Here is a 23928-nt window from a genome sequence, read left to right as displayed (position 1 = left end):
GGGGAAATCCCTTTCAGATTGTCAGAACACCATCAATAGATATCTCTTCAATCGAGGTAGAATATTCATATCATCCTTGTTTTAATTGCAGGCCGGTACATTTCCGCTGTCAGAACCGTATTCAATCAAAAAATCTTCAAGGTGTTTGGCATCTTTTGTGTAATTTCGACTTTTAAAATATTCCCATGAGGGTTGCGCTTTTTTCGATGCAAAGTGGATATCGGCAAGCCCTTCCCCTTTTTTATCCATCAACTTTTCCCAAGCACGCTGTTTTTTGGATCCGGCCATCTCTTGACCGCCCCCATGACACTCTTTGCATGTTTCTATATAAACTTTCTGACCTTTATACGTTGCCGCGCTGAGTACCGCTGAACTACTTATAAGGGCAACAACAGCTATGAGATAAAACTTTCGCATTGGAATTTCTTTTCCTAATTGTTATAAAATTGTGACAATAGTACATTAGTATTTCTAATAGAGTCCTTAATAATTTTATAAAAACTTATCGGAGATCAAAACGTTACAGCTGATATTTTTTCTCTAATTTAGGTTCCAAATCCCACAACGATAATTCTTTTAGCCGTTCTACCACCGCAGCGGTGCACTCAACATCACCGGGCCATTCACGTTCAAAGCCGTCCAAACAGGTTTTACGCGTACCGTCAATCCCGACAATGGATTCGGAACGATAAATGTCCCGTAATGCATCCATATTATTCGTAACTCTCCAAATCAGCATATACGGATTATGAATATCGTTTTTTTCTTCATCCACAATAATCACAATACGTAAAAATTCATTCAAAGACTCCAACAGAGGAAAACACTCCTTAAGAGGACGTGTTTTACGTACACTGATCACCGTAATCGGATTCGCCGTATGACGCATGTACTGCGTAACTTCCCGTACTTCAGGGATGATATGCGACAATTTTTCAAACAACTCAGAACTTTGAATCGATACCGGCGCTTTTGGAGAGTGCGAAGCGGTCAAGTCAATTCCCAATTTTCCCCCTATGAGATTTTCAGGACTCGAATGATCGAGGGCATCCGTAATCCCCTCCGAGATAAAGAGGGACTTGGGGAGAAAACGGTTGAGCGCATACGTCACCAAGGCCTCATAATTGGTCAGCTTTGGGGCATCTTCACCGAAGAACAAAGCATGTTTTACAAAACTCATCTGCCCTGAACCCCAGAATATATGCATAAACTGCTTGGCATGTCCTTTGTACAGCGGCTTCATTTTGGCTAAAATCAGATTATGAAACACTCCGTTTTCCGGCATATGATAATCGATCAGATCGGCGGCATTGGTTTTAAGAAGTGGTAAAAATATCCGCTCCGTCGCCCACCCCATGTATTTGTCTTCCAACGGCGGTTTACCGACTACGGTTGCTAAAAAATAGGGTTTTTTACGGCTCGTAATGGCACTTACTTCCATCACCGGGTAATGTTCGGCCAAAGTGTAGTAACCCGTATGATCCCCGAAAGGGCCTTCCAATGCCAGTTTTTCAGGGTCTACCCACCCCTCGATTACAAAATCGACATCTTCGGGAATATAGAGGGGAGTCGTAATGGATTGAACCAATTTTAAACTCTCTTTCTTCACCAATCCGTACAGCAGAAGTTCATTCACCCCGTAAGGAAGCGGTGCCGTCGCGCACCAGGTATAAAGGGCATCCCCCCCGATTGCGATAGAGACCGGCATTTTTTTTCCGGCTCTTTGGTACTGATCAAAAAAGTGGGAAGCATCTTTGTGAATCTGCCAGTGCATTCCCAAATGGTTATTGTCATAGAGTTGCAAACGGTACATCCCGAGATTCACCAATCCCCCCTCAAGGCTTTGGGTATAAACCTGTCCCATCGTGATAAAAGGGCCGCCGTCTTCTTCCCAGGTAGTCAGTACCGGCAGATCGTATAAATTAACCGCATCCCCTTCTTGAATAATCTCTTGACAACTTCCGCGCCGTTTGAGTTTTTTCGGAAAGATATCTTTCATCGCAAACAAATCGCCAAGCATCCCAATTTTTTCTTTAAAATTTTGAGGAGGCTTCATATGTAAAAGAGTTTCGATTTCGGTAGCAACCCCTTCTACATCGCGTCCAAACAGCAATTCCGTCCGTTTATACGAACCGAATAGATTCATGACGACCGGAGTATCGTAGGTTTTCCCCCGTGATTTATCAAGAGGATGGGTAAAAAGGAGCGCTTTCCCCCCATCAGGTTTTTTAACCTCGGCATATGCGAGATGGGGAATTTCCAAATAAATATCCAGCGGTGTATCGATGACACGCAGTTCATTATTCGTTCTGAGTAAATCAAGGGTTTTTTTCATATCCATACGATTATTCTTTGGAAGCCATCACTTCGGCTCGATGCAATAATTCCATCGCCCCCTGCTCGATTAAACGGGATGCCATCGCTTCACCGACCCCCTCCGTTTGGTCAATCGATACGGTAATCGACTCACCCATCACTTCGCTTCCGTCAGGAAGTCCAAGAATGGAACGGACCGTTACCTCACCGTTTTCCTGAACCCGTGCGCTGACCCCGATAGGGACCTGACACCCACCCTGTAGCGTATCCACAAATCCACGTTCGATAGTTGTCTCAATTTGACTGTTCGTGTCGTTTAGAATCTTGACGATCTCCAGAACCCACTCTTCATTCGTCGTCTCGATTCCCAAAGCACCCTGCCCCATTGCCGGAAGCATCTCATCGTAAGAGATGGGATAAACATAATTAACCGATTCGGTCAATCCGAGTCGATTAATCCCGGCAGCAGCCAGAATAATCGCATCAAATTCCCCCTCCTTGAGCTTACGGATACGGGTATCGACATTCCCGCGTAAATCTTTGATCACCAAATCAGGACGCTCCATAAACAGCTGCATCCGCCGACGTAAAGAGGAGGTGCCGACCGTTGCACCTTCCGGCAAAGAAGCAATATCCGGATATTTTTCGCTCAGCATCGCATCCCGTGCATCTTCACGTTTCGTAATGGCGGACAACAGTAGCCCCTCCGGCATCACCGTCGGGACATCTTTTAACGAATGGACAGCCATCTGCGCCTCACCTCGAAGCATAGACTCTTCGATCTCTTTTAGAAACAACCCTTTGCCACCGATTTTCGCCAACGGAACATCCAAAATCTTATCGCCGGACGTGATAATAATTTTCAGTTCAACCTCAAGATCGCTAAAATGCGATTCAATAACCGATTTAATATGGTTTGACTGCCATAAGGCAAGTTTGCTCCCGCGGGTGGCAATGGTAAGTTTTTTCATGTTGATCCTAATTTTAAAATAATAATCATATGATTATTTTACTTTAACTTCTTTATATTTTGTTTTGGTTGTATCTTTTTGCCCGTTAAAAAAGACGGTCGGAGTCCCGTTAACTGCCATAGCTTGGGCTACTTTTTGGTCAAAATTAAATTGACTGACTACCGACGGGCGTCGGATATCATTCAGCGTCACTTTGGTTTTCATTGTTCGGTTAAAGGCATCCAGAATTTTTTGCTCCTCTTTTTCGTTAGGATTAACGTCGACTTTGTATAACTCCACGACAACGTTATGCATGCCGTTCTGTTCCGCCGAAATCGCCGCTTTTGTCAGCGTTTCCGCAGCAGGGTGGAGAGAAGAGAGGGGAAGATGGTAATAATAGACACCGAATACCGAAGGGTATTTGGCCATATAGTCTAACGCTTCGGGGACAAAGCGTCGGCAAAACGGGCACAAAGGGTCGGAAAAAATTGCCACTTTGTATTTGGCATTGGCATCACCGCTAATCAGGTTGTGTTTGCCGTAAAACGATGGGCTAAATTCCGGTGTAATCGTGTCATTCAGACGGCTCCCGGTTTTGAGATTCGTCAACTCTGATGCAATGTAATCACCGTTGATGAAGTAGGTCCCGTTTTGAACGATATGGCGGGTATCTCCACCCTGCTTTACATCCGCTTCAATGTTGGTAAAATAGGCTTGCCACCCTTTCATATCCGGAATATTTTTTTTCCCGTTCACTTCGATTTGCAGATTGCTGATATTTGGATTTGCCCCTATCCCTTTTTTTAAGAAGGTAACTACATCGGCATCCGTCGCCGCCATAAGGCTAACGGAGAAGAGTAGTATCGCTGATAATTTCGGCATCAATAACATAATCATCCTTTTTTGATTGGTTGGTTTGGTTTGGTTGGGTATATTTTCTCGAAAAACGGTTAATCAAAAGTTTCATCCCCAGAGAAGCTTCCATTACTAATCCGATGCTATCACTCAAAAACCCCGGAAGGATCAATAAAATCGCACCCAATAGCCCCAATAGATTCTGTTGCATAAACCCTTTCGGATCAATTTGCCGCGTTTGTAATGCATGGATATTTTCTGCCAAAGCGTGGCGAAAATTGAGCAAAATCAAAATCCCCACCGCTGCGCTCGCAATGATTTCTACAAATGTGGCACCTCCGCCGATTACAGAGGCACCTTTAGTGGTAATGATCACCTCTAAAAAAAGGTAAATCAAAAAATAGATCATCGCGTCAGCTCTTCGATTTTATCCAGTATGCCGGCCGCATCGATCGTTATGATCTCACGTGTCGCGCGGATCATGATCTGAACTTGCTCGTTTTCAAGCTCTTTTCCGATGATAACGGTAAGGGGAAATCCAATGAGTTCGGCATCGGACATTTTGAAACCGAATCGCTCTTTCCGATCATCCAGTATCGTTTCAATCCCGCGACTTTGAAGTTCCAGATACAAGGTTTCCGCGTAGGCCATATGGGCCTCTTCTTTAATATTGGAAACCATAACATTGACCATATACGGAGCGGTAGCATGGGTCCAGATACATCCGCGTTCATCATGGTGTTGCTCAATCACCGCAGCAACCAGCCGGCTGACCCCCATTCCGTACGTTCCCATAATAAACGGCTGCGAACGACCATTCTCATCCAGGTATTCCGCTTTGAGCGGTGCAGAATAAACGGTTCCCAGTTTAAAAATATGCCCTACTTCAATCCCTTTGGTATGAAGAAGCTTACCGCCGCAATGAGGACATCCATCCCCTTCTTGAACGGCAACGAGATCGGCAAACGACGCTTCGTTCATCACGCTTAGAGTAACACCGACGAAATGGTAATCCGTTTCATTGGCTCCACAGATCATCGACGTTGCATCGCGCGTATTGTTATCCATGACGAACCGGGTTTTATCCTGATCAAGCGGTCCGACGAATCCCGGAACCAGTCCGATCTCCCTCAGCTCTTCTTCGGTGATATCCACCAAATCAATCGCACCGACGCTGTTGCGGGCTTTAACCTCCTGAAGTTCATCGCATCCGCGAATGAAGAAACAGACCGGTTCACTCCCCTCCGTATAAACGGCCCGTTTGATTACCGCTTTTAACGTGTAAAACGGATCCGTATGAAAAAAAGCACTCAAATCATCGATCGATTTGATATTCGGAGTTTTAAATTTGGCGAAATCGGCTTCCGGAGCTTCGGGAACCGTACTTCTGGGTGCACGGCGCGCCGCTTCGACGTTCGCGCCGTATTCGCACGTATCGCACACGGCTAGCGTATCTTCCCCGCTTTGCGCCAATACCATCAGCTCTTTAGAACCCGTCCCTCCGATCGCGCCGCTATCGGCTTCAACAATACGAAATGAGAGTCCGAGTCGCTCTAAAATCCGTTTGTACGCCGCTTCCATAGCATCAAATTCACGATCCAAATCTTCCGTCGACGCATGAAAACTGTAGCCGTCTTTCATAACAAATTCCCGCGCACGCATCAATCCGAAACGGGGACGCGCTTCATCTCTGAATTTGGTTTTAATCTGATAAACATTCAGAGGGAGTTGTTTATAACTGGTAACACGATTGCGAACAATACTGACCATCATCTCCTCATGGGTCGGTCCCAGAACAAACAAATTGTCTTTACGATCCCGAAAACGGAGCAACTCTTTACCGAATTTTTCAATCCGTCCGCTCTCTTCCCACAACTCCGCAGGGGTAACAAAACTAAGGTCTACTTCCAACGCACCGCACGCAGCCATCTCTTCATTAATAATCGTCTCGATTTTGCGAAGGACCCGTTTTCCCAACGGTAAAAAATTATATAGCCCGCTCGCAACCTGTGCTACAAATCCGGCCCGTGACAAATAGATATGGCTCGGAAGCTGCGCATCTTTGGGGGACTCTTTTGTTGTGGGGATATAGGCTCTTGAAAAACGCATTATTTTCCTTTTGGGTAAAATTTACAACTGGTTTGGCTCATCTCTTCGCCTTCATCTTTATCCATTAAAAAACTCATCGATTTTATCAGGGTATCGGCTTGCATCGGGTCCGATCCGTCACGCATCCGATTTGAAAACGGATGTAAAAAACGTTTTAACGCCTGAAACGTCGCTTTTTGTACCGCATATTCATACTCTTTCGGGATAAACCCTTTCTCAATAACCCGTGCAGACTCCCGCATTGCAGACTCCTGTGCACGTTCATACATACTCTTAACCAAGGGTTCAATGGAGAGGGTTTTCAACCATTCAAAAAAACCGATCGTATGCCGGCTGACAATCACAAAGGAGAGTTTGGCCTCATCTTCGCGTAAAGCGATATTTTCACACACAATCTCTTTGAGGTCATCAACGTAAAAAAGTTCAATTCCCCATCGATCCGGATTGCATTCGATGTCGCGCGGAACCGCCATATCAAACCAAAAACGGTTGTAACGGGTTGAACGGATCATTCCGTCGGTGATAATCGGGCTCATCGATCCCGTCGAGGTAAAAAGCAATTCGTTTTCATTGATGGCATCCTCCAGCTCGTCAAAAGGACGAACCTGCGCATTGCACTCTGCCGCAATCGTTTCCGCTTTTTCATAGGTACGATTTATCATCGTCACCTTTGCCCCCTGCGCTACCAAATGTTTGCAGGTGATAACCGACATCTCCCCCGATCCAATCACAAGGGCAGGTTTGCCACTCAAATCACCCACTTTGTCTTTAACCTTTGCAACCGCAACACTCTCAACCGATACAGGCTTGGATGAGATATTGGTCGCATTACGCACCTCTGCGGCGCATTTGAACGCATAACTCATGGCTCGGGAAAGCTTTATTCCTGAAAATCCGTTATCCTGCGAAAGTTTAAACGCATCCTTTAACTGCCCCGCGATCTGTGTCTCTCCCACGACCATCGAATCAAGCGAACTCGCGACACTGAAAAGGTGATGGATACACCCCTCTGCGTCAAATATATCCGCACGGGTACGCAACTCTTCAGAATCCAACTTGGACCGTTTCACTAATAATGAAAAAATTGATTCGGTTGCCGTTTCTATATCGTTGCAGCTGCAAAATATCTCAATACGGTTACAAGTCGAGAGGATCATCACTTCGTTGACGGATGAAGAATCACTTAACTCCCTCATCCCTGCTATCCGTTTTGCTTCATCTACAAATGCAAGCTTTTCTCGAATGGCAAGGGTAGAGTTTTTATGGGAAAAACTGATAATTAAATAGTGCATTAATGACTTCTTTGAATAACGGTTTCGATAATGGCACGCAAAGAGGGGTCCTCACCGATCGCATCGAGTGCTTCGTCACACACCCTGCGCGCATACGCATACGAAGCACTAATAATCTCGAATTCATCCATCTTGGTACGGATCCACTTTTTTTGCTCGTCATTGAGGATTTTACCGTGATAAGAGATCAGCAATTGGCGATCTTGCGAAGGTAGCGCTTCATACAAATCGATATAAGGCAACGTGGTTTTCCCTTCGGAAAAATCATTCAACGAAGGTTTCCCCAGCGTTGCTTCATCTGCGGTAATATCAAGAATATCGTCCACAATTTGAAAGGCAAGTCCGAGATTTTTCCCGTAAAGCGCATGTGCGTCACCGTTTTTACCAGCTAATAAAGCGGCACTGTAGGCGCACGCTTCGATCAAAGTTGCCGTTTTGAGATAGAGCATCTTTTCATAGCGCTGACGATCAGTGTTAAATGCCTCCGCCAGCTCTACGTCCATCATCTCCCCTACCGAAAGATTAGTCACCGATTCGGCAATTGAACGGGCGATTTTTGAGTCAAAGCCAGTCAAGGCGCTAAATGCCTTTGAATAAAGAATATCTCCCATCATAATCGCCATTTTACTGCCGTGTGTCGCATTAATCGACGGCACGCCGCGACGCAGCGTCGACTCATCGATAACGTCATCATGAAGAAGGCTCGCCGCATGTATCAGTTCTACGATAGCCCCGAGTCTCGGCGCCTCCGGTTCATTCGGAGCAATCGCCAGAATCAGACGTGCACGGAGCCGTTTCCCCCCTGCAAGCTTTGCATAAAACTCATTTGAGCGTACATAGCCGACCTCATCAACCAGTTGAGAGATAATTGTTTCTACACGTTCCAACATTTACCTACTTTTCATCATTTCGTTAAATAATCCAAAATTATACGTTTTTCTTTATCAATTATAAATAGATCCAATTGCGCACTTTTGGAAGCTTCATCAAACTTTTTAAACACTACCAACGCATACGGTATGTCTCGTATCGTTCTTTTCGACGGCAAGAGGGTTTTTCGAAAGCTTTGATTGGTATATCCGGTATTCAGAACATGCTGTCCGACAAACCGATCAAAACTTTCATGAACCACCAGCTGTTGATCACGGTAAAGGGTCCATCGAAACGTCAAAAGACGTTCCTGCCCTTCGCTTTTTATCATGATCTTCGCGACTTCGTCTTTTTTCAGAGTAAAACTTTTCGCTGCACTCAGCGGCTCCGCATTTAGAACAACCGCCAACGTCATGCAAAAAAGAAAAACCCCCCGAACGACCATACTATTCGTTACGGCTTAACACATTTCCCACCGAAATGATATAAAGGTTTTTTACCATCATATCAACGTCCGCAGAACGTTCAAATTCAAATTTACGAACCACTTCATCGATCTCATCTTCACCGTACTGCTCTTGGAGCATCAGTTCCATGACGGCCATCCGTTCCATAATCCGTGCAAGCTCGTTATGGACCAGATCACTGTTGGCATTGAAAACAATATCCAAAAATTTGCTTTTCGGCGAACCTTGGAAAATATCTTCTTCGTCTTCAAATAAATTGTACATCTTATCCTCCAAGATTGAAAGGTCGATTATACCATTTGATTTCTTAGTTCAGTAAAAAAGAGCGATAGGGACTGTGGCAGGAAATCAATAATGTAAAAATAGAGATGAAAAAGTGATAATATAAGAATTACTTCATTACTTTGCAGAAAAGCTTTTTTAAGATATTCCATAGAACGAAATAAAAAAACTCTGTATCGCACACAAGCTCCTTGGTCAAGATGACATCGACCTTGAAAACGGGCTATTTAACGCTTCCAAAGGGGACGATCCCGCAAGAGCGAAAAAAAAGAGGGAGCCAAGGGAGATAATCCCTCGGCGCTGAGCTAATGCAGCAGCGGTGCGAAAATGCACAATAGAATCAGTGCTAACAGAATTCTATCCATAAAGGCTCCCTTCTCATGCTGTTTTTGGAGGGTAAAAAAAAAGGCCGAGGGGCAATTACTCCCTCAGCCTCAGCGTTACCGCTCCATTAACAACATGAAAAGATTCTGTTAGCGATAAAATTATACCATAGATTTTACAAACAACCAAATATGCCGATTTTCATCCACTTCTATTTCAAAAGGGAAATCGAACACTGCATATAGCAAACCCAGCTGTGCTGGGTTTGCGTAAGTATAGTATCATAGCGAAACCGAGTGAGATGGGGGGCTATAACGATAGCCAATAGATTTTTAAAACAGGGTGTCCAATACTTTATGCTTGTAACGGAGTGCTTCTACTTTGGCACGGATCAGCCGGTTCTCTTCCTTGAGGGCATCATGTTCGTGCGAAAGGGTGGAAATTTCACGGCTTTTGAAATAAATCTGGGTGTTGATAAAAATTTTAGGAAATACGATAATCAAAACCAAAAAGATTGCGACAAAAACATTACGTAAAAAGATCGGCCCCATCGTCTCATCGGGATTGATGAGCAGGTGGGTCTCTTCCAATATATCATGTTTCTCACTCATAGGGTATCAATCTCTCCCTATCTCAAAGATTCTTAACTTGGCACTTCTGCTTCGGGAATTGGCGCGAAGTTCATCGTCCTGAGCGGTGAGGGGTTTTTTCGTGATGATTTTACCGATCGCATGATTCTTCCCGCACGTGCATCGCATCGCTTCATCGGGGCAGATACAGTTTTTAGCCCACGCGGTGAAACGTTGTTTGACAATACGATCTTCAAGTGAGTGAAAGGTAATAATAGCTACGCGTAAACGGTTGATGGAAGAGTGCTCCACCGCATCCAAAAGGCGTTCCAATTCTCCGAGTTCATCATTAACTTCAATCCGTATTGCCTGCATCACCAAGGTGGAGGGGTGAATTTTTTTCCCTTTCGGCATCAAATGAAAAATGGCGTTGGAAAGCTCTTTTGCCGAGGCGAACGGACGGCGTGCCACAATGGTTTCGGCCACTTTACGTGCATTGGTTACTTCGCCGTACTCCCGTAAAATCCGTTCCAGTTCGCTCTGTGGATATTCATTGACCACTTCGTACGCACTCAGCAAAGCGTTAGGATTCATCCGCATATCGAGTGTATCGCTTTCGTACGAAAACCCCCGGTCGCGCTGATCGAGCTGAAGGGAGGAGACCCCTATATCCGCCAACACACCGCATACCTCTTCTTTTTTTTCGGCCATTACCGCTTTTGAAACTTCTGAAAAACGTCCGTGACGGATCTCGACACGCTCCCCGAACGGCTTTAGCCGTTGCGTTGAAAAAGCGATTGCAGTCGGATCCTGATCAATTCCGATCAGGGTAATATCCGGATTGTTTTCCAATAACAACGAGGTATGACCGCCGTATCCCATGGTACAATCAATAACACTTCCACCTCTGCACGAAGAAAACGCATCGACCACTTCACGATACAAAACGGGGATATGGGGGATCTCTTGCACGTTTGGCAGCCCTTTTAAAAAATTATATTATCGTATCACTTGCTCACTAACAACTCGTTTAAATTTTACCCAATGCCGATTCAATCGCATCAAAAACAATCTGAAGTTCCTCCGGAGTAATCACATAAGGGGGCATCACATAAATCACATTTCCAAGGGGGCGGATCAGGACTCCTCTCTCCAGACAGTGGCGATGAATTTTTAATCCGATCCTCTCCTGAGGGGCAAACCCTTCCAGTTCAACGACGGCAATCATTCCGCATTGACGAATCTCTTTAACATGTTGCATCCCCTCGAAACGTTTTAGATGTTCCCCCATCCTGTAAGCGATAGAACGATTGGTTTCGATAACATCATGCTGTTCAAAAATATCCAGAGTCGCATTGGCAGCGGCACAGGCCAATGCATTCCCGGTATAACTGTGGGAATGCAAAAAAGATCGTGCCGGATTGTAATCACAATAAAAGGCGTTATAAACCGCTTCGGTGGTAAGGACAACCGAAAGGGGGAGATACCCCCCTGTAAGTCCTTTGGAGAGGACCAGATAATCGGGGGTGATTCGGGCTTGTTCGCACGCAAAAAGGGTCCCGGTCCGTCCAAAACCGACAAGCACTTCATCTGCGATAAAATGGACACCGAATTCCTCGCACAATCGTTTTGCTTCGGTTAAAAAACGGGGATGATACATCCGCATCCCCCCTGCCCCCTGCACCAGCGGTTCAACAATGAAAGCCGCTATCTCACCCCCTCTTTCATGTAAAAGTACTTCAAAAGCGGCCGCCGCTTCCAGCGCAGCCGCTTCACTCTGATCATAGGGGGAGGGAGTTTGAACGGCACGGATTAAGAGCGGCTCATACGTCTCTTTATAAAGGGCAACGTCACCGACCGCCAAAGCACCCAGAGTCTCTCCGTGATAACTTTCGCTCAATGATACGAACAACGGTTTTTCAACGCCGTTGTTTTTATGCGCATGATAGCTCATTTTCAGGGCCACCTCTATCGCACTCGATCCGTTATCGGCATAAAAACAGCGTGTTAGCCCCTCCGGCGACAACGCAACCAATCTCTCCGAGAGACGAATAACCCTTTCGTGGGTAAATCCGGCGAGAATAACGTGTTCCAGAGTATTTAATTGCTCCGTAATTTGACTGTTAATATAAGCGTTGCAATGTCCGAACAGATTGACCCACCAACTGCTGATCGCATCGATATATCGATTTCCGTCAAAATCTTCCAGATAGACTCCCTCAGCGCGTTTTATCGGAACGAGAGGGATCGTCTCGTGGTCTTTCATCTGTGTGCACGGATGCCACACTACATTCAAATCTCGCGTCGACATTGAAAAATTGCTCATCCAAACCCTTTTATTTGAGTTATAATGTGATAACGTATGTTAGTCAACCACAGTTTCATCCAAGTTTAATCGTAAACTTAATAAAATATCTGAATTTTACACTATATAAAGGCCGCTTTCTATGATAACCTGGATGCAACACCATCGAAAATACCTTGTCGTTACGATATGGGTCTCCACCATCGCTTTTGTTGGAGCCGGTTTTGTCGGCTGGGGGCAATACAGTTATGGAGACAAAGCGGGTGCTGTAGCAAAAGTCGGAGATATTTCCATTACATCCGGAGAACTTCAAGAGAGTTACAGTGCCCTTTTTCAGCAATACAATCAACTTTTTCAAGGAAAATTTGACGAAAAGCAAGCTCAACAATTCGGTTTACAGCGTCAGGCAATGCGGCAGCTTGTCAATCAGGCACTGGTTCTCAATCTAGCCGAAAGCTACGGCCTTATTGTTTCAGATGAGGAGCTCCTCCGTACCATTAGCTCTCAGTCCATGTTCTCAAAAGGGGGAGCTTTTGATAAAAGTCTCTACGAACAGTTACTGAAAGAGAACCGACTGACGAAAAAGCAGTACGAAAACAATGTCCGCCGTGAGCTGCTCATCCAAAAAACGCTTGCTCTTCTCACCTCAAAAAATAAAGCGTTGGAGACAAATACGCTGACAAGTGCCCTCGGTGTAGCCGATAAAGTGAGTTATAAACTGCTTACACCGGCGATGATTTCTCTAAGTGCCGATGAAGCGTCGCTTAAAGGGTATTGGGAACAACATAAAAAAGAGTTTATGACCGCTCCGGGATACACCGTGTCCGTTGTCCGCCAGTCTCCCCTCACCCTTACTCCGAGCGAAAAAGAGATCAATGATTATTATACGGCAAACCGCCACCTTCTTAAAAACACCGAAGGGAAACTTCTCGAACTTTCCGAAGCACGCAGCTCAATCATTTCCGCATTAAATGATTCTGCAACCGAAAAAGAGGCTCTCCGTCTCTATATCGACTTTAAAAAAGGGACTTTAAAACCCGAAGTAGCCGTTCAAAAACAGACCTTTACGACTGCCGATTCCCCTTACAGCGCAGAAATCACCAAAGAGATCGGTTCGTTGAACCTGCAAAAACCCTTTCTTAAACCGCGTAAAGTCGGCAATGAATATATCATTGTTAAATTTGAGTCGCTCAATCCTTCAACGGTAAAAACCTATGATGAGGCCAAAACGGAAGTGGGTAACGCTTATCTTGCGGAGGCGAAAAAATCAAAACTTCAAGAGTTAGCGCAAAACAGTTATAAAACATTCCAAGGGACGGTTAGCGATTTTGTTACTGCCTCTCAAAGTGCCAAATTAGCGGGACTCGAAGCGTCGGAAGCGTCCGAGTTTCTCCCGAAACTGTTTTCTTCCAAACAAAAACAAGGTTTTATTACCTTAGAGAGCGGCAATGTTATTCTTTATAACGTTTTGGAACAAAAATTGCTTCAGGATTCGGCACTTGCCGATGAGTCCGCCGTAGCGAAACTCAAAGGAAACTTACTGGATGCGGGGTTGATCAAAACCCTCGAAAGCAAGTATCCGGTTGAAATCTATGTAGAGGGGATGTGATTTTGAAACGAACCGTTTTAGCGATTGATATCGGCTCCACCAAGGTATGTGCCATTATTGCCGAAATCGAAACCGATAACAGTGCCCAAATTATCGGAGCGGGTATTGCAAAAGCTCAAGGGCTCCGTAAAGGGAGCATCACCAATATTGAACTGGCTTCCAAATCGATCAAAAGTGCCCTAAATGATGCCAAAAGGGTTGCGGGTACGGAACTCAAAAGTGCCATTGTCTCTATCTCCGGCGCCTATACCAAGAGTCTCAATTCAAGCGGCATCGTCAATATTCCGAACAAAGAGATTACCTTAAAAGAGATCAATCGCGTTATGCACACCTCATTGTATAACGCCAACATTCCGAATGAATTCGAAGTGCTCCATGCCCTTCCCTATAACTTTAAAGTGGACGATCAAGACTTTATTGAAGATCCTCTGGGGATGAACGCATCACGTCTCGAAGTTGAAACCCATATCATCACTAACCAAAAAAGCAATCTCAATAACCTTCGCAAAGCGGTCAAGGCTGCCGGCGTAGATGTGGAAGGGGTGGTCCTCAGCGGGTATGCTTCCGCCATTGCCGTACTCAATCATGACGAGAAAGAACTCGGCGCCGCTGTCATCGATATGGGGGGAAATACGAGTAACATCGTTATCCATTCGGGACACGCTATCCGCTATAACGACTTTTTAGGGGTAGGTTCGAATCATATCACCAACGATCTCTCCATGGCGTTGCACACGCCGTTGCATACGGCCGACAACGTTAAAATGAATTACGGATCGCTGTATGCGCCGAGTAACGATCTGATTGAACTGCCGGTCATCGGTGATGAGAATACGACCCATGAGGTCTCCCTTGAGGTGGTCCATAACGTTATCTATGCACGGGTAGAAGAGACCCTGATGATTATTGCTCAGTCACTGGAAAAAAGCGGTCTGAAAGACCATTTAGGGGCCGGAGTTGTATTAACCGGCGGATTTACCAAAATCGAAGGTCTCCGAGAACTTGCCGTCGCTATTTTAGACAACATGCCGGTACGTCTCGCAAAACCCACCGATATGGGGGGGTTGTTCGACACCCTGAGAGATCCGTCCTACTCCGGTGCGGTAGGATTGATTAAATACGCTGCCGGCGGTTATACCCCTTATGAGATCGATGTTAATAAGCGTATGCGCCATGCAAGCGAAGAACCGATCGCCCATTACGTCCATCCCGTGCATGAAGAAGTGCCGGAGTTCGACCCTCCCGTTTCTCCACCCCCGATGGTCGATGCGATCAAAGAGGATAGACGACACGAAGATGCCAAGATGGTTAATATCGGCTCGAACAAGCCGGTTCAAACCGATCAACCCAACCCGATTTCCAAGTTTTGGAATTGGGCAACTCAACTATTTTAATCACGTCAAGGAGCAAACATGGAACCATTTTCTATTCAGGAATCAACAACTTTAACAGGGGCACGGATTGTAGCGGTCGGTGTCGGCGGCGGCGGCGGCAATATGATCGGCTATATGTTAAGAGAAGCCATTCCGGGTATTGAGCTCATTATCGCTAACACCGACGCGCAAGTGCTTGAACAAGGTTCTGCAGCCGTTAAAATTCAGCTGGGAGCCAAACTGACCAAAGGGTTAGGTGCGGGGATGAAACCCGAAGTGGGTAAAGAGTCGGCGTTGGAAAGCTATGAAGATCTTAGCCGTGCCCTTGAAGGGGCCGATATTGTATTTGTTGCCGCAGGACTCGGCGGAGGGACGGGTACCGGAGCAGCCCCTATTATTGCCAAGATTGCAAAAGAGGTCGGGGCCCTGACCATTGCCGTTGTGACGAAACCTTTTTCTTTTGAAGGGAAAAAGCGTCTTAAACTGGCTGAGGACGGATTGCAAGAGCTCAAGAATGAGTCGGATTGTATCGTTGTTATCCCCAACGACAAACTTCTCTCGATCATTGATCCGAAACTCGGAATCAAAGAGAGTTTCAAAATTGTTGACAGTGTCCTTGCCCGTGCGGTTAGCGGCACTTCCGGTGTTATCCTTGCCAGCGGCGACAATGATATCAACCTTGACTTTGCCGACTTGCAAACAGTCATGAGCCATCGCGGACTTGCCCTGATGGGTGTCGGTGAATATCAAGGTGAAAATGCCGCATACGAAGCGATTAAAAATGCCATTGAGTCCCCGCTGCTTGATAACATGTCGGTCAACGGGGCTCTTGGCGTACTGGTCCACTTCAGCATGCATCCCGATTTTCCGTTTATGGAACTGAGCTCGGCAATGGATGTTGTCCATAACAGTGTGGACGAAGCGGCTGACGTTATTTTCGGTACGACTACGGATGAAAATCTTCCGAAAGATTTTATCCGTATCACTCTCGTTGCTACCGGTTTTGAAAAAAAAGCGGCGATGGGGATCAATAATTCCGAATTTGAAAATAAAGAACTCCTTGCCGCCGCCGCTGCAAAACCTCGTGTTGTTGTCCGTCCCGCAATGGTCGCAAACGGCGATTACAGCGAAGATTTTCTGGATGTACCGACGTTTATGCGTCAGCAAAAAGACTAATTTTTTTATTCCATGCTCTCCTTTGACAAACTTGTGAAAGCCAAAACGCTCCTTGGCATTCACAATAAAGCTACCCTGCACGATATTAAAACCCGTTACAAAGTTCTGATGCATCAATGGCATCCCGATAAACACCCCGATGATCTCCAAACGGCACATGCAATGAGTACACAGATTAACGATGCGTATGCTACGTTACTTGAATACTGTTCGGCATACGAATATAATTTTGATGAAGATTTTTTAAAAGAACAGACCCTGACTCCGCAAGAGTGGTGGAGTAAAAAATTTGGCGGCCGTTAAGGTTTTATTTCAAAAGTGATGAAAATATAATTTTTTTAATTTAATTATTCTAATTAAGTTTAATAATATAATAAGCCCTAAATTGTTACACTGCCGCTAGATATCCACTAGAGGGTTTAATGGCAAAATGGGTTTTCGTATCTCTTCTACTTATCCTTCAGACAGCTGTTTTCGCTACTGAGCCCATTACCCCCATTCCTCAAAAAATCCCCTATAACACCCTTAAAGCAGCGGTAGGGAAAAAACTTTTTTTTGATCCCATCCTCTCCAAAGATTATACGGTTGCCTGTATCACCTGTCATGATTTCCAATTCGGCGGTGCGGACCCCAGAGTTTTTTCCATCGGCGTTGACCGTCAAAACGGGAGGATGCAGTCACCAACGGTTTTCAATGCCGTTTTCAATTTCACACAATTTTGGAACGGCCGTGCTAAAAATCTTCTTGAACAGGCTTCGGGGCCGATGCACAATCCCCTTGAAATGGGGATGACAACCCCTCAAATAGAGCAAAGAGTCAATGCATCCGCCTCGTATCGTAAACTTTTTCGTACCATCAGCGGACGCTCACACATCACGATCGGCGATATAGCAGAAGTTATTTCGGAATACGAAAAAACCCTTATCACCCCTAACGGCAAATTTGACCGTTTTTTACGCGGAGAAGGACAACTCGATACCAAAGAAGAGGAAGGGTACGCTTTGTTTAAACGGCTCGGTTGTGCCAGCTGTCATAACGGTGTCAATGTCGGAAGCAATTCCTTTCAAAAATTCGGTGTTATTGTCCCTCGGGTATGGAATTCCTCTACGGATGACCGTTATGCCCTAACCAATCGAGAAAGTGATAAAAATGTTTTCAAAGTTCCGACATTACGCAATATTGCCCTCACCGCCCCCTATTTTCATAACGGCAGTGCCTCCAATCTAAAAGAGGCGATTACCGCCATGTCCTATCACAATCTCGGGATTCAAATGAGCAATCGTGATATCGACCTTATTATCGCATTTTTAAATACCCTTACCGGAGAACTCCCGATCAAGGCCATCACTCCATGAAACTTCCGCTCAAAATCACCTTCGCACTGATTGCCGGAACCATTGCCTTGCTGGGGCTTCTCTATTTTCAACACTTTTCTGAAAACTATTTTTCCAAACGTCAACTTATCAGTGAGCAAATCGACGCCATTGAGACAGCTGAAAAATCGCTTGATTATCATGTGCTGCGAAGCGGTTTTTTTCTCTACGTCAATCAAGATGAGATTATTGCCAAGATCAATGCCGTTGAGCGGATTATCGATACCCTCCGTAAAAATCCCAATTTTTCGAACGAACATCCGCGCACCCTCCAAACACTTGAAATCTATCAAAAAGCATTTCTCCATAAAACCGATATCATCTACGATTTCCAGACCTCCAATGCAGCGATCAAGAATGCTACCATGGCCATCCCTGCCCTGAAACAAGAAGCAGTTGCCGTTTTCAATACCACTAAACCGGATGAACTCCGTTTTTTAAAAGAGTTCAGCAAACTTAGCGGATCGGTACTTCTGACCAAAAATTCCCTCGATGCCCAATTGATCGGTGACCTTGATCAAGGGATTCATGCAATTGAATCGTACGATTTCAAAGAAGCGAAAAAGGTTCAAATAGCTTCATCATTGATCGGCAATCTCAAAGTATTTCGGGCTTTTTTCCCTTTGTACAAAGAGGCTATCGAGCATCTTGAACACTCGGACACCAAAGAGAGTCTGGAGCTTTTACGTAAACAATTTATGCTGGAAGATCAAACCGAATTTTATGCGGTCACCTATTTCTCCTACATTCTGGTTTTTTTGTATATCTCCAGTCTCGGGCTCATCATCTATTTTCTGATTCAAAGTGAAATCGATGCCCGTACCGATCGATTAACCGGTTTGGGAAATCGAAAAGCGTATGAATATCGGCTTCGACGCTCAATCTCATCGGTCCTGTTTTTAGTCAATATTGATAAATTTAAACATTACAATGACTTTTACGGGATCGCTTCGGGCGATCAGATCCTGATCAAAACGGCAAAGCGGCTGAAACTTCTCTCCCGCTCCTGGCATAATTCCTTTCTTTACCGTCTCGGCGGTGATGAATTCGGAATCGTGATTGAGTACCATGATCATATTGATCTGGAAAAACTGGGCCGCTCTATTTTGAAAGAATTTCAGGGTAAACCGATGCTGATCGAGGGGATTGAGACAACCTTCTCCATTACATTGGCTATATCAACCCACTCCCCTCTGCTTGAAACCGCCGATATGGCCCTCAAATCAATCAAAAAAGATCGCATTCGAGATATGATCCTCTACCACGAGGGGCTCAATCTTATGGAAGTTGTTCGGGAGAATATCACTAAAACCCGCGAACTCCGTCATGCGGTTGAGCATGATCGCCTTATCCCCTATTTTCAACCGATTGTTTCCCTCCATACCGGTCAAATTGAGAAATACGAAGCCCTCGCCCGTCTCATTACCGAAGAGGGGGAGATCAAATCGATTTTCGGTTATCTCGATGTCGTCAAAGAGTCCAAATACTACGCAACCTTGACACGCGTTATGGTGAAGAAAAGTTTTCAGGTGATGAAAGATCTCCCGTTTGAATTTTCGATTAACCTCTCCATTGATGATATTACCGATCATGAAACGATTTTGATGATAACGCAAACCTTGGATCACTATCCGCATATGGCATCGCGCGTCGTGTTTGAGATTCTGGAAAGCGAGGCGATGGACGACTATACCCAAGTGATCGATTTTATCCGTATTGCCAAAGGATACGGGTGTAAAATCGCTATTGACGATTTCGGAAGCGGCTACTCGAATTTCGACCATCTGCTGAATCTGGATATTGACATTATCAAACTCGACGGCAGTCTTATCCGCAATCTCCCGACCAGCCCTCATGCCGTCATGATTGTCGAAACCATTGTCGGTTTTGCCCGCAAAGCGGGGATTAAAACGGTTGCCGAATTTGCAAGCGACAAAGAGACGTATGAAATGATCAAAACGCTCGGGATCGATTATGCACAAGGATATTATACCGGTCGTGCCGCATCACTCTAACACCCCAGTGAGGGAGAGGAGAAATTTTTCTTCTCTCCGTTCGATCGTGACATCCATATTCAATAAAACGGAAAGCTCGCGGATAATGTTTAATCCGAGATTGGAGTTAAACAGCGCAGGGGCTTTATCCGCAGAGACACTGTTTCCGAAAACGATGCGTCGCTCCTGAGCGTCTAAAACGATGGTGATCGTCGACTTTTCAGGTGCATGATTGATACAGTTTTCCAGAATCGTCAGAACCAGTTTTTTAAATGTTCCGATGTGGGTCGTCAGAGTAAACGTATCGTTGCCGGAGAGATTCACCGACTGGTGTTTACGCATCAGCAGCGGTGCGGCATAAGCAGAGAGATCGGAAATGAGCGATCGTACATCGATGGAGGTTGAGACTTCATCCTGCGGAATCTGGCTCTCCTGCACGATCAGAAGCTCTTTTAAATATTTGAGAAGTTTTGCGATGTCGCCGTTTGCCTGCCGGAGAAACAGCTCTTTGTCGCCTTTTGGATCGAGGGCGTATCGGTCCAGGCGGGCTTTGAGAATTGCCAGAGGGGTTTTGAACTGATGTGCCGTATCTTTGAACATTTGCCGCTCTTTTTCCCGTAAAAAAGCGATTTTATCGACAAGGCTTTGCAACGCTGAACCCAGCCGCTGTATCTCTACGCTCGCATACGATACGGGAAAATGGGTCGGTTTCCCCTCCAGATCAATCGCAATGCAGGAGCGGGCAAGCTGTTCCATCGGATCGAGTAGTTTTTGAAGAATGATGTAAAACATGAGGGTAAGCAAACTGAGCGCGCCGAAAAAGAGGATATAAAGGGTCATTGTCAGCCGTTGAATATTTTTATCAATGATATGCGTATCGCTTCGGGCAACAAAATAATAGCCGTTGGAAAGTTTGGTAACGACCGTGATGGTATTGTCCGGAGTATTTTTGGGCGTAGGGCTCGGGATAATTTGAAAAAAAGGATTACTGAGCGCTTTATCGGCGGAGAGGGTCTGAATCAGTTCTATCCGTTTGAGATAGTGCAAACCGGTGGAAGGGGTCGCATTTTGAAGATGATCGCTGATAATTTCAGATGAAATGTGGTGCAGCAGTCCGGTGAGATCCTGAACCCGGTCTTCCCGTTCCATTTTCAGGATCAAAACGGTCAATGCGGTAAAAATAAAAAATGTCGTGAGGAGAAAAAAAACGATTATTTTGGCTTTAAGGGTATTCAATCATGTATCCTCGGGTTTTTATCGTTGTAATGATACCGGGATTCAATTTTTTGCGGAGGGTGTTGATCATGACGTCAATGGTATTGGAAGAGACATTTTCGGGATTCTCGTAGATGCTGCTGAGTATCTCATCGCGTGAAACGACATTTCCAAGCCGTCCGATAAGGGTAAAGAAAATAGCGTGCTCTTTTTTGCTGAGGGTGAGGGTTTTCCCCTCCGCCATGATACTCTGGGAGAGGGTATCGACGCTAATAGTTCCAAACGAGAGGGTTGAGGGGGTGAAGCGACGTGCAAGGGCGTTGATCCGGGCCAAAAGCTCGTCAATGTCGAACGGCTTTTCGATGTAGTCATCGGCCCCCTGATTGAGCCCTTCGATTTTGTCGATAACGTTGCCATACGCGCTCATGACGAGGATACCGCATTGGGGATTTTTTGCTTTTGCGGGTTGGATAAGGGTAAGGCCGATATCGCTTCCCAAGAGATTACGGTCCAGTAAAAGAATCGTGTAATGGTAGCTGCGCAGATAATCGCGCGCACTCTCCAAATCCCCTACGGCATCGACGGAATAATTAACCGTGAGAATCGATTCGAGTAGTTCACGCAGATCGGGATCATCTTCGATAATCAGGATACGCATGGCTAAATGATACCGTCATCCAGAAATGGGGTGACACGGTAGTAGATGCCGGAATTGGCAAAGTTTAGTTTCAATTCTCGGATGACCTCGGGCATCTGCTCGGACGGGAAAAGGACCCGAAGGGCCGTTTTGCGCTTCCATCCGGTGACCCTCTCCAGCGGCGAGTAGCCGGAGTGGTCTTTATTGTACGATTTGACCTGATAGGAGACGAACCGATCGACTCCGGGTTTTTCCAGCAGCCAGTCAACAATCGTCTCTTCGATATTCGGGGTGACGATGATGGTTATCAGTTGGCGTTCTTGTGTCATGCGATCTCCTCTTCGTTTAGGGGTTTGGATTCAAGCCAGCGATAGAATATCGGCAAAAGGATCAATGTCAGTAGTGTCGACGTGATCAGTCCTCCGATAACAACGATGGCCAACGGTTTTTGGATCTCAGAACCCGGTCCGGTAGCGAACAGCAGCGGAACGAGACCGAATGCGGCGATACTGGCGGTCATCATGACCGGACGCAGACGCCGTTTGGCCCCCTCGACAACGACCATAGCGACCGGATGGCCTAATGCGCGCAACTGGTTAAAATAGGTGAGCATCACGACGCCGTTGAGAACCGCAATCCCCATCAGGGCGATAAATCCGACCGATGCGGGTACGGAGAGATATTCGCCCGAAATCCACAATGCTACTACTCCGCCGATCATCGCAAAGGGGATGTTGGTCAGAACCAGTCCCGCCTGACGCATCGAACTAAACGTAATGAACAGAATAATAAAGATAAACGAGATCGCGATCGGAACGACAATCGAGAGGCGTTCGGCGGCGCGCTGCTGATTTTCAAATTCCCCTCCCCATTTCATGTAGTAGCCATCGGGGAGTTCCACTTCCGCCAGTACTTTGGCACGGGCCTCTTCGACGAATCCGACGAGATCACGCCCCTCGACGTTGCTGCGTACCACCGACATCCGCATCCCGCTTTCGCGGTTGATCAGTACCGGCCCCTCGATCCGTTCGATTTTGGCCAGTGCGCTAAGCGGGACGCTGGTCCCGTTGGGAAGGGCGATAAGCATCTGGCTGAATGCCGAGACCGAATCACGAAACGTCGTTTCGCCCCGGACAAGGATAGGGCTACGGCGCCCCTCTTCGAGGACGATACCAATCTGACTCCCCTCCAGTGCGGTTTTAAGCAGTTCCTGCACTTCATCGACGTTCAGGCCAAATTTGCCGACGGCAAGGCGGTCGATATCGATTTTGAGGTACTGCATCCCCTCGTTGATCGGGGTAAAGGCATCGATCCCACCGGGAGTTTTTTCCAGTATGGCTTGAATCTGTCCGGCGATTTGGTTGAGTTTATCGAGATCGGTTCCGAAGATTTTGATCGCGATGTCTCCCCGTACCCCCGTCAGCATCTCCGAAATCCGCATTTCGATCGGCTGACCGAATGTGAAGGTGATACCCGGAAAATTATCGGCGATCAGACGCATTTCCCCCAGTAGCCACTCTTTGTCCTGTACCCGCCACTCCTCCATCGGTTTGAGGACAAAAAAGACGTCGCTTTGCCCCAGCCCCATCGGATCGAGTCCCAGTTCATCCGAACCGCTCCGGGCAACAATGGTTTTGATCTCGGGGATTTTGGCCATCATCTCTTTTTGAAACCGCAAAATGATTGCTTTGGAGGCATCGAGATTGACGGAGGGGATCGTTTCGGCAGTAATGACGACATCCCCCTCATCGAGGACCGGCATAAACGTTTTTCCGATCTGGGTGTAGAGGACACCGGTCAGTACGAGGGCTCCCAATGCTCCCAGCGTCACTTTTTTGCTGTTCGCAAGGGCCCAGTCGAGTGCCGGAGAGTATACCCCCATCAGTTTGCGGACGATCCACGATTCGTGGTCCTCTTCGACTTTAAGGATATACGATGAAAGGACCGGGATCATCGTCATCGAGAGGATCAGCGAGGCAAGGAGGGCAAAAATGATCGTCAATGCCACCGGCATGAACATTTTCCCCTCGATCCCCTCTAGCGTAACCAGCGGCAAGAATACGACCGCGATGATCAATATCCCCGATACGACCGGCGTTGCGACCTCTTTGGTCGCCCGGTAGATGATGTTGAGTTTGGGGAGATTTTTATTATGCGACTGCCCCAGATGGGCGATGATGTTTTCGACGACAACGACACCGGAGGCGACAAA

General features: G+C 46.2%; 23 protein-coding genes. 6 read left to right on the top strand and 17 right to left on the bottom strand.

Going from position 1 to position 23928, the window contains the following annotated elements; all coding sequences use genetic code 11:
- Positions 1 to 81: 81 nt before the first annotated feature.
- The 13 genes from M0P91_RS04335 to M0P91_RS04275 all read right to left on the bottom strand — a co-directional run bounded on the left by M0P91_RS04335 (position 82) and on the right by M0P91_RS04275 (position 12360).
- On the bottom strand, positions 82 to 417 hold the full coding sequence (locus M0P91_RS04335; RefSeq protein ID WP_295064983.1) for a c-type cytochrome: 336 nt from the start codon (positions 415 to 417) through the stop codon (positions 82 to 84).
- A 103-nt stretch (positions 418 to 520) separates the two neighbouring features.
- Positions 521 to 2335 carry a menaquinone biosynthesis decarboxylase gene (locus M0P91_RS04330; protein WP_295064981.1) on the bottom strand — a complete coding sequence of 605 codons (1815 nt, stop codon included), beginning with the start codon at positions 2333 to 2335 and terminating at the stop codon, positions 521 to 523.
- Between the two features lie 10 nt (positions 2336 to 2345).
- Positions 2346 to 3287 (bottom strand): hydroxymethylbilane synthase, encoded by a 942-nt coding sequence (hemC, locus tag M0P91_RS04325; RefSeq protein ID WP_295064979.1) that lies wholly within the window; start codon positions 3285 to 3287, stop codon positions 2346 to 2348.
- 33 nt (positions 3288 to 3320) lie between these two features.
- Positions 3321 to 4148 (bottom strand): thioredoxin domain-containing protein, encoded by an 828-nt coding sequence (locus M0P91_RS04320; protein ID WP_295064977.1) that lies wholly within the window; start codon positions 4146 to 4148, stop codon positions 3321 to 3323.
- On the bottom strand, positions 4111 to 4530 hold the full coding sequence (locus M0P91_RS04315; protein ID WP_295064975.1) for an FxsA family protein: 420 nt from the start codon (positions 4528 to 4530) through the stop codon (positions 4111 to 4113). Before M0P91_RS04315 ends, M0P91_RS04320 begins: the two co-directional genes overlap by 38 nt.
- Positions 4527 to 6230 (bottom strand): proline--tRNA ligase, encoded by a 1704-nt coding sequence (locus M0P91_RS04310; RefSeq protein WP_295064973.1) that lies wholly within the window; start codon positions 6228 to 6230, stop codon positions 4527 to 4529. Before M0P91_RS04310 ends, M0P91_RS04315 begins: the two co-directional genes overlap by 4 nt.
- On the bottom strand, positions 6230 to 7522 hold the full coding sequence (gene hemA, locus M0P91_RS04305; RefSeq protein WP_295064971.1) for a glutamyl-tRNA reductase: 1293 nt from the start codon (positions 7520 to 7522) through the stop codon (positions 6230 to 6232). The genes M0P91_RS04310 and hemA overlap by 1 nt, the downstream gene beginning before the upstream one ends.
- Positions 7522 to 8412 (bottom strand): polyprenyl synthetase family protein, encoded by an 891-nt coding sequence (locus M0P91_RS04300; protein ID WP_295064969.1) that lies wholly within the window; start codon positions 8410 to 8412, stop codon positions 7522 to 7524. Before M0P91_RS04300 ends, hemA begins: the two co-directional genes overlap by 1 nt.
- A 14-nt stretch (positions 8413 to 8426) precedes the next feature.
- The gene (locus tag M0P91_RS04295; RefSeq protein ID WP_295064967.1) at positions 8427 to 8807 is read right to left on the bottom strand and encodes a hypothetical protein; all 381 of its coding nucleotides are present in this window, start codon (positions 8805 to 8807) and stop codon (positions 8427 to 8429) included.
- Positions 8808 to 8838: 31 nt separating this feature from the next.
- Positions 8839 to 9123: a DUF2018 family protein gene (locus M0P91_RS04290; RefSeq protein WP_295064965.1), complete on the bottom strand. Its 285-nt coding sequence runs from the start codon at positions 9121 to 9123 to the stop codon at positions 8839 to 8841.
- A gap of 674 nt (positions 9124 to 9797) precedes the next feature.
- Positions 9798 to 10076 carry a hypothetical protein gene (locus tag M0P91_RS04285; RefSeq protein ID WP_295064963.1) on the bottom strand — a complete coding sequence of 93 codons (279 nt, stop codon included), beginning with the start codon at positions 10074 to 10076 and terminating at the stop codon, positions 9798 to 9800.
- Between the two features lie 6 nt (positions 10077 to 10082).
- Complete coding sequence (gene rsmH, locus M0P91_RS04280) at positions 10083 to 11006, bottom strand: 16S rRNA (cytosine(1402)-N(4))-methyltransferase RsmH (protein ID WP_295064961.1); 924 nt, start codon at positions 11004 to 11006, stop codon at positions 10083 to 10085.
- A gap of 58 nt (positions 11007 to 11064) precedes the next feature.
- Positions 11065 to 12360, bottom strand: a complete 1296-nt coding sequence (locus M0P91_RS04275) for an adenosylmethionine--8-amino-7-oxononanoate transaminase (RefSeq protein ID WP_295064958.1) — start codon at positions 12358 to 12360, stop codon at positions 11065 to 11067.
- Between the two features lie 121 nt (positions 12361 to 12481).
- Between M0P91_RS04275 and M0P91_RS04270 the strand changes: the two genes are divergently transcribed.
- The 6 genes from M0P91_RS04270 to M0P91_RS04245 all read left to right on the top strand — a co-directional run bounded on the left by M0P91_RS04270 (position 12482) and on the right by M0P91_RS04245 (position 19885).
- Positions 12482 to 13948: a peptidylprolyl isomerase gene (locus M0P91_RS04270; protein ID WP_295064957.1), complete on the top strand. Its 1467-nt coding sequence runs from the start codon at positions 12482 to 12484 to the stop codon at positions 13946 to 13948.
- Between the two features lie 2 nt (positions 13949 to 13950).
- A complete protein-coding gene (gene ftsA / locus M0P91_RS04265) occupies positions 13951 to 15342 on the top strand; it encodes a cell division protein FtsA (protein ID WP_295064955.1) in 1392 nt (463 codons plus the stop codon).
- A gap of 18 nt (positions 15343 to 15360) precedes the next feature.
- Entirely contained in the window at positions 15361 to 16497 is a 1137-nt protein-coding gene (gene ftsZ, locus M0P91_RS04260; protein WP_295064953.1) for a cell division protein FtsZ, read from the top strand.
- Positions 16498 to 16530: 33 nt separating this feature from the next.
- The gene (locus M0P91_RS04255) at positions 16531 to 16800 is read left to right on the top strand and encodes a J domain-containing protein (RefSeq protein ID WP_295064951.1); all 270 of its coding nucleotides are present in this window, start codon (positions 16531 to 16533) and stop codon (positions 16798 to 16800) included.
- Positions 16801 to 16919: 119 nt separating this feature from the next.
- Complete coding sequence (locus tag M0P91_RS04250; protein ID WP_295064949.1) at positions 16920 to 17852, top strand: cytochrome c peroxidase; 933 nt, start codon at positions 16920 to 16922, stop codon at positions 17850 to 17852.
- Positions 17849 to 19885: an EAL domain-containing protein gene (locus M0P91_RS04245; protein ID WP_295064947.1), complete on the top strand. Its 2037-nt coding sequence runs from the start codon at positions 17849 to 17851 to the stop codon at positions 19883 to 19885. Before M0P91_RS04250 ends, M0P91_RS04245 begins: the two co-directional genes overlap by 4 nt.
- Here the strand turns inward: M0P91_RS04245 and M0P91_RS04240 are convergent.
- From M0P91_RS04240 to M0P91_RS04225, 4 genes are all read right to left on the bottom strand, one after another.
- The gene (locus M0P91_RS04240) at positions 19877 to 21100 is read right to left on the bottom strand and encodes a hypothetical protein (RefSeq protein WP_295064945.1); all 1224 of its coding nucleotides are present in this window, start codon (positions 21098 to 21100) and stop codon (positions 19877 to 19879) included. The genes M0P91_RS04245 and M0P91_RS04240 overlap by 9 nt on opposite strands.
- On the bottom strand, positions 21087 to 21737 hold the full coding sequence (locus M0P91_RS04235) for a response regulator transcription factor (RefSeq protein WP_295064943.1): 651 nt from the start codon (positions 21735 to 21737) through the stop codon (positions 21087 to 21089). The genes M0P91_RS04240 and M0P91_RS04235 overlap by 14 nt, the downstream gene beginning before the upstream one ends.
- A 2-nt stretch (positions 21738 to 21739) precedes the next feature.
- Positions 21740 to 22045: a DUF3240 family protein gene (locus M0P91_RS04230; RefSeq protein ID WP_295064941.1), complete on the bottom strand. Its 306-nt coding sequence runs from the start codon at positions 22043 to 22045 to the stop codon at positions 21740 to 21742.
- Positions 22042 to 23928, bottom strand: a 1887-nt coding sequence (locus M0P91_RS04225) for an efflux RND transporter permease subunit (protein WP_295064939.1), incomplete at its 5' end; no start/stop codon positions are given. The genes M0P91_RS04230 and M0P91_RS04225, both read right to left, overlap by 4 nt.

This window comes from Sulfuricurvum sp., assembly GCF_023229695.1.
Classification (GTDB): domain Bacteria; phylum Campylobacterota; class Campylobacteria; order Campylobacterales; family Sulfurimonadaceae; genus Sulfuricurvum.
Note: the sequence above shows the minus strand (reverse complement) of the source record. Positions and strands in the feature narration are given on the sequence as shown.

Coding starts and splice junctions, on each gene's coding strand:
- M0P91_RS04335 (WP_295064983.1), bottom strand. CDS start 417: ATGCGAAAGTTTTATCTCATAGCTGTTGTTGCCCTTATAAGTAGTTCA.
- M0P91_RS04330 (WP_295064981.1), bottom strand. CDS start 2,335: ATGAAAAAAACCCTTGATTTACTCAGAACGAATAATGAACTGCGTGTC.
- hemC (WP_295064979.1), bottom strand. CDS start 3,287: ATGAAAAAACTTACCATTGCCACCCGCGGGAGCAAACTTGCCTTATGG.
- M0P91_RS04320 (WP_295064977.1), bottom strand. CDS start 4,148: ATGCCGAAATTATCAGCGATACTACTCTTCTCCGTTAGCCTTATGGCG.
- M0P91_RS04315 (WP_295064975.1), bottom strand. CDS start 4,530: ATGATCTATTTTTTGATTTACCTTTTTTTAGAGGTGATCATTACCACT.
- M0P91_RS04310 (WP_295064973.1), bottom strand. CDS start 6,230: ATGCGTTTTTCAAGAGCCTATATCCCCACAACAAAAGAGTCCCCCAAA.
- hemA (WP_295064971.1), bottom strand. CDS start 7,522: ATGCACTATTTAATTATCAGTTTTTCCCATAAAAACTCTACCCTTGCC.
- M0P91_RS04300 (WP_295064969.1), bottom strand. CDS start 8,412: ATGTTGGAACGTGTAGAAACAATTATCTCTCAACTGGTTGATGAGGTC.
- M0P91_RS04295 (WP_295064967.1), bottom strand. CDS start 8,807: ATGACGTTGGCGGTTGTTCTAAATGCGGAGCCGCTGAGTGCAGCGAAA.
- M0P91_RS04290 (WP_295064965.1), bottom strand. CDS start 9,123: ATGTACAATTTATTTGAAGACGAAGAAGATATTTTCCAAGGTTCGCCG.
- M0P91_RS04285 (WP_295064963.1), bottom strand. CDS start 10,076: ATGAGTGAGAAACATGATATATTGGAAGAGACCCACCTGCTCATCAAT.
- M0P91_RS04275 (WP_295064958.1), bottom strand. CDS start 12,360: ATGAGCAATTTTTCAATGTCGACGCGAGATTTGAATGTAGTGTGGCAT.
- M0P91_RS04270 (WP_295064957.1), top strand. CDS start 12,482: ATGATAACCTGGATGCAACACCATCGAAAATACCTTGTCGTTACGATA.
- ftsZ (WP_295064953.1), top strand. CDS start 15,361: ATGGAACCATTTTCTATTCAGGAATCAACAACTTTAACAGGGGCACGG.
- M0P91_RS04250 (WP_295064949.1), top strand. CDS start 16,920: ATGGCAAAATGGGTTTTCGTATCTCTTCTACTTATCCTTCAGACAGCT.
- M0P91_RS04245 (WP_295064947.1), top strand. CDS start 17,849: ATGAAACTTCCGCTCAAAATCACCTTCGCACTGATTGCCGGAACCATT.
- M0P91_RS04235 (WP_295064943.1), bottom strand. CDS start 21,737: ATGCGTATCCTGATTATCGAAGATGATCCCGATCTGCGTGAACTACTC.
- M0P91_RS04230 (WP_295064941.1), bottom strand. CDS start 22,045: ATGACACAAGAACGCCAACTGATAACCATCATCGTCACCCCGAATATC.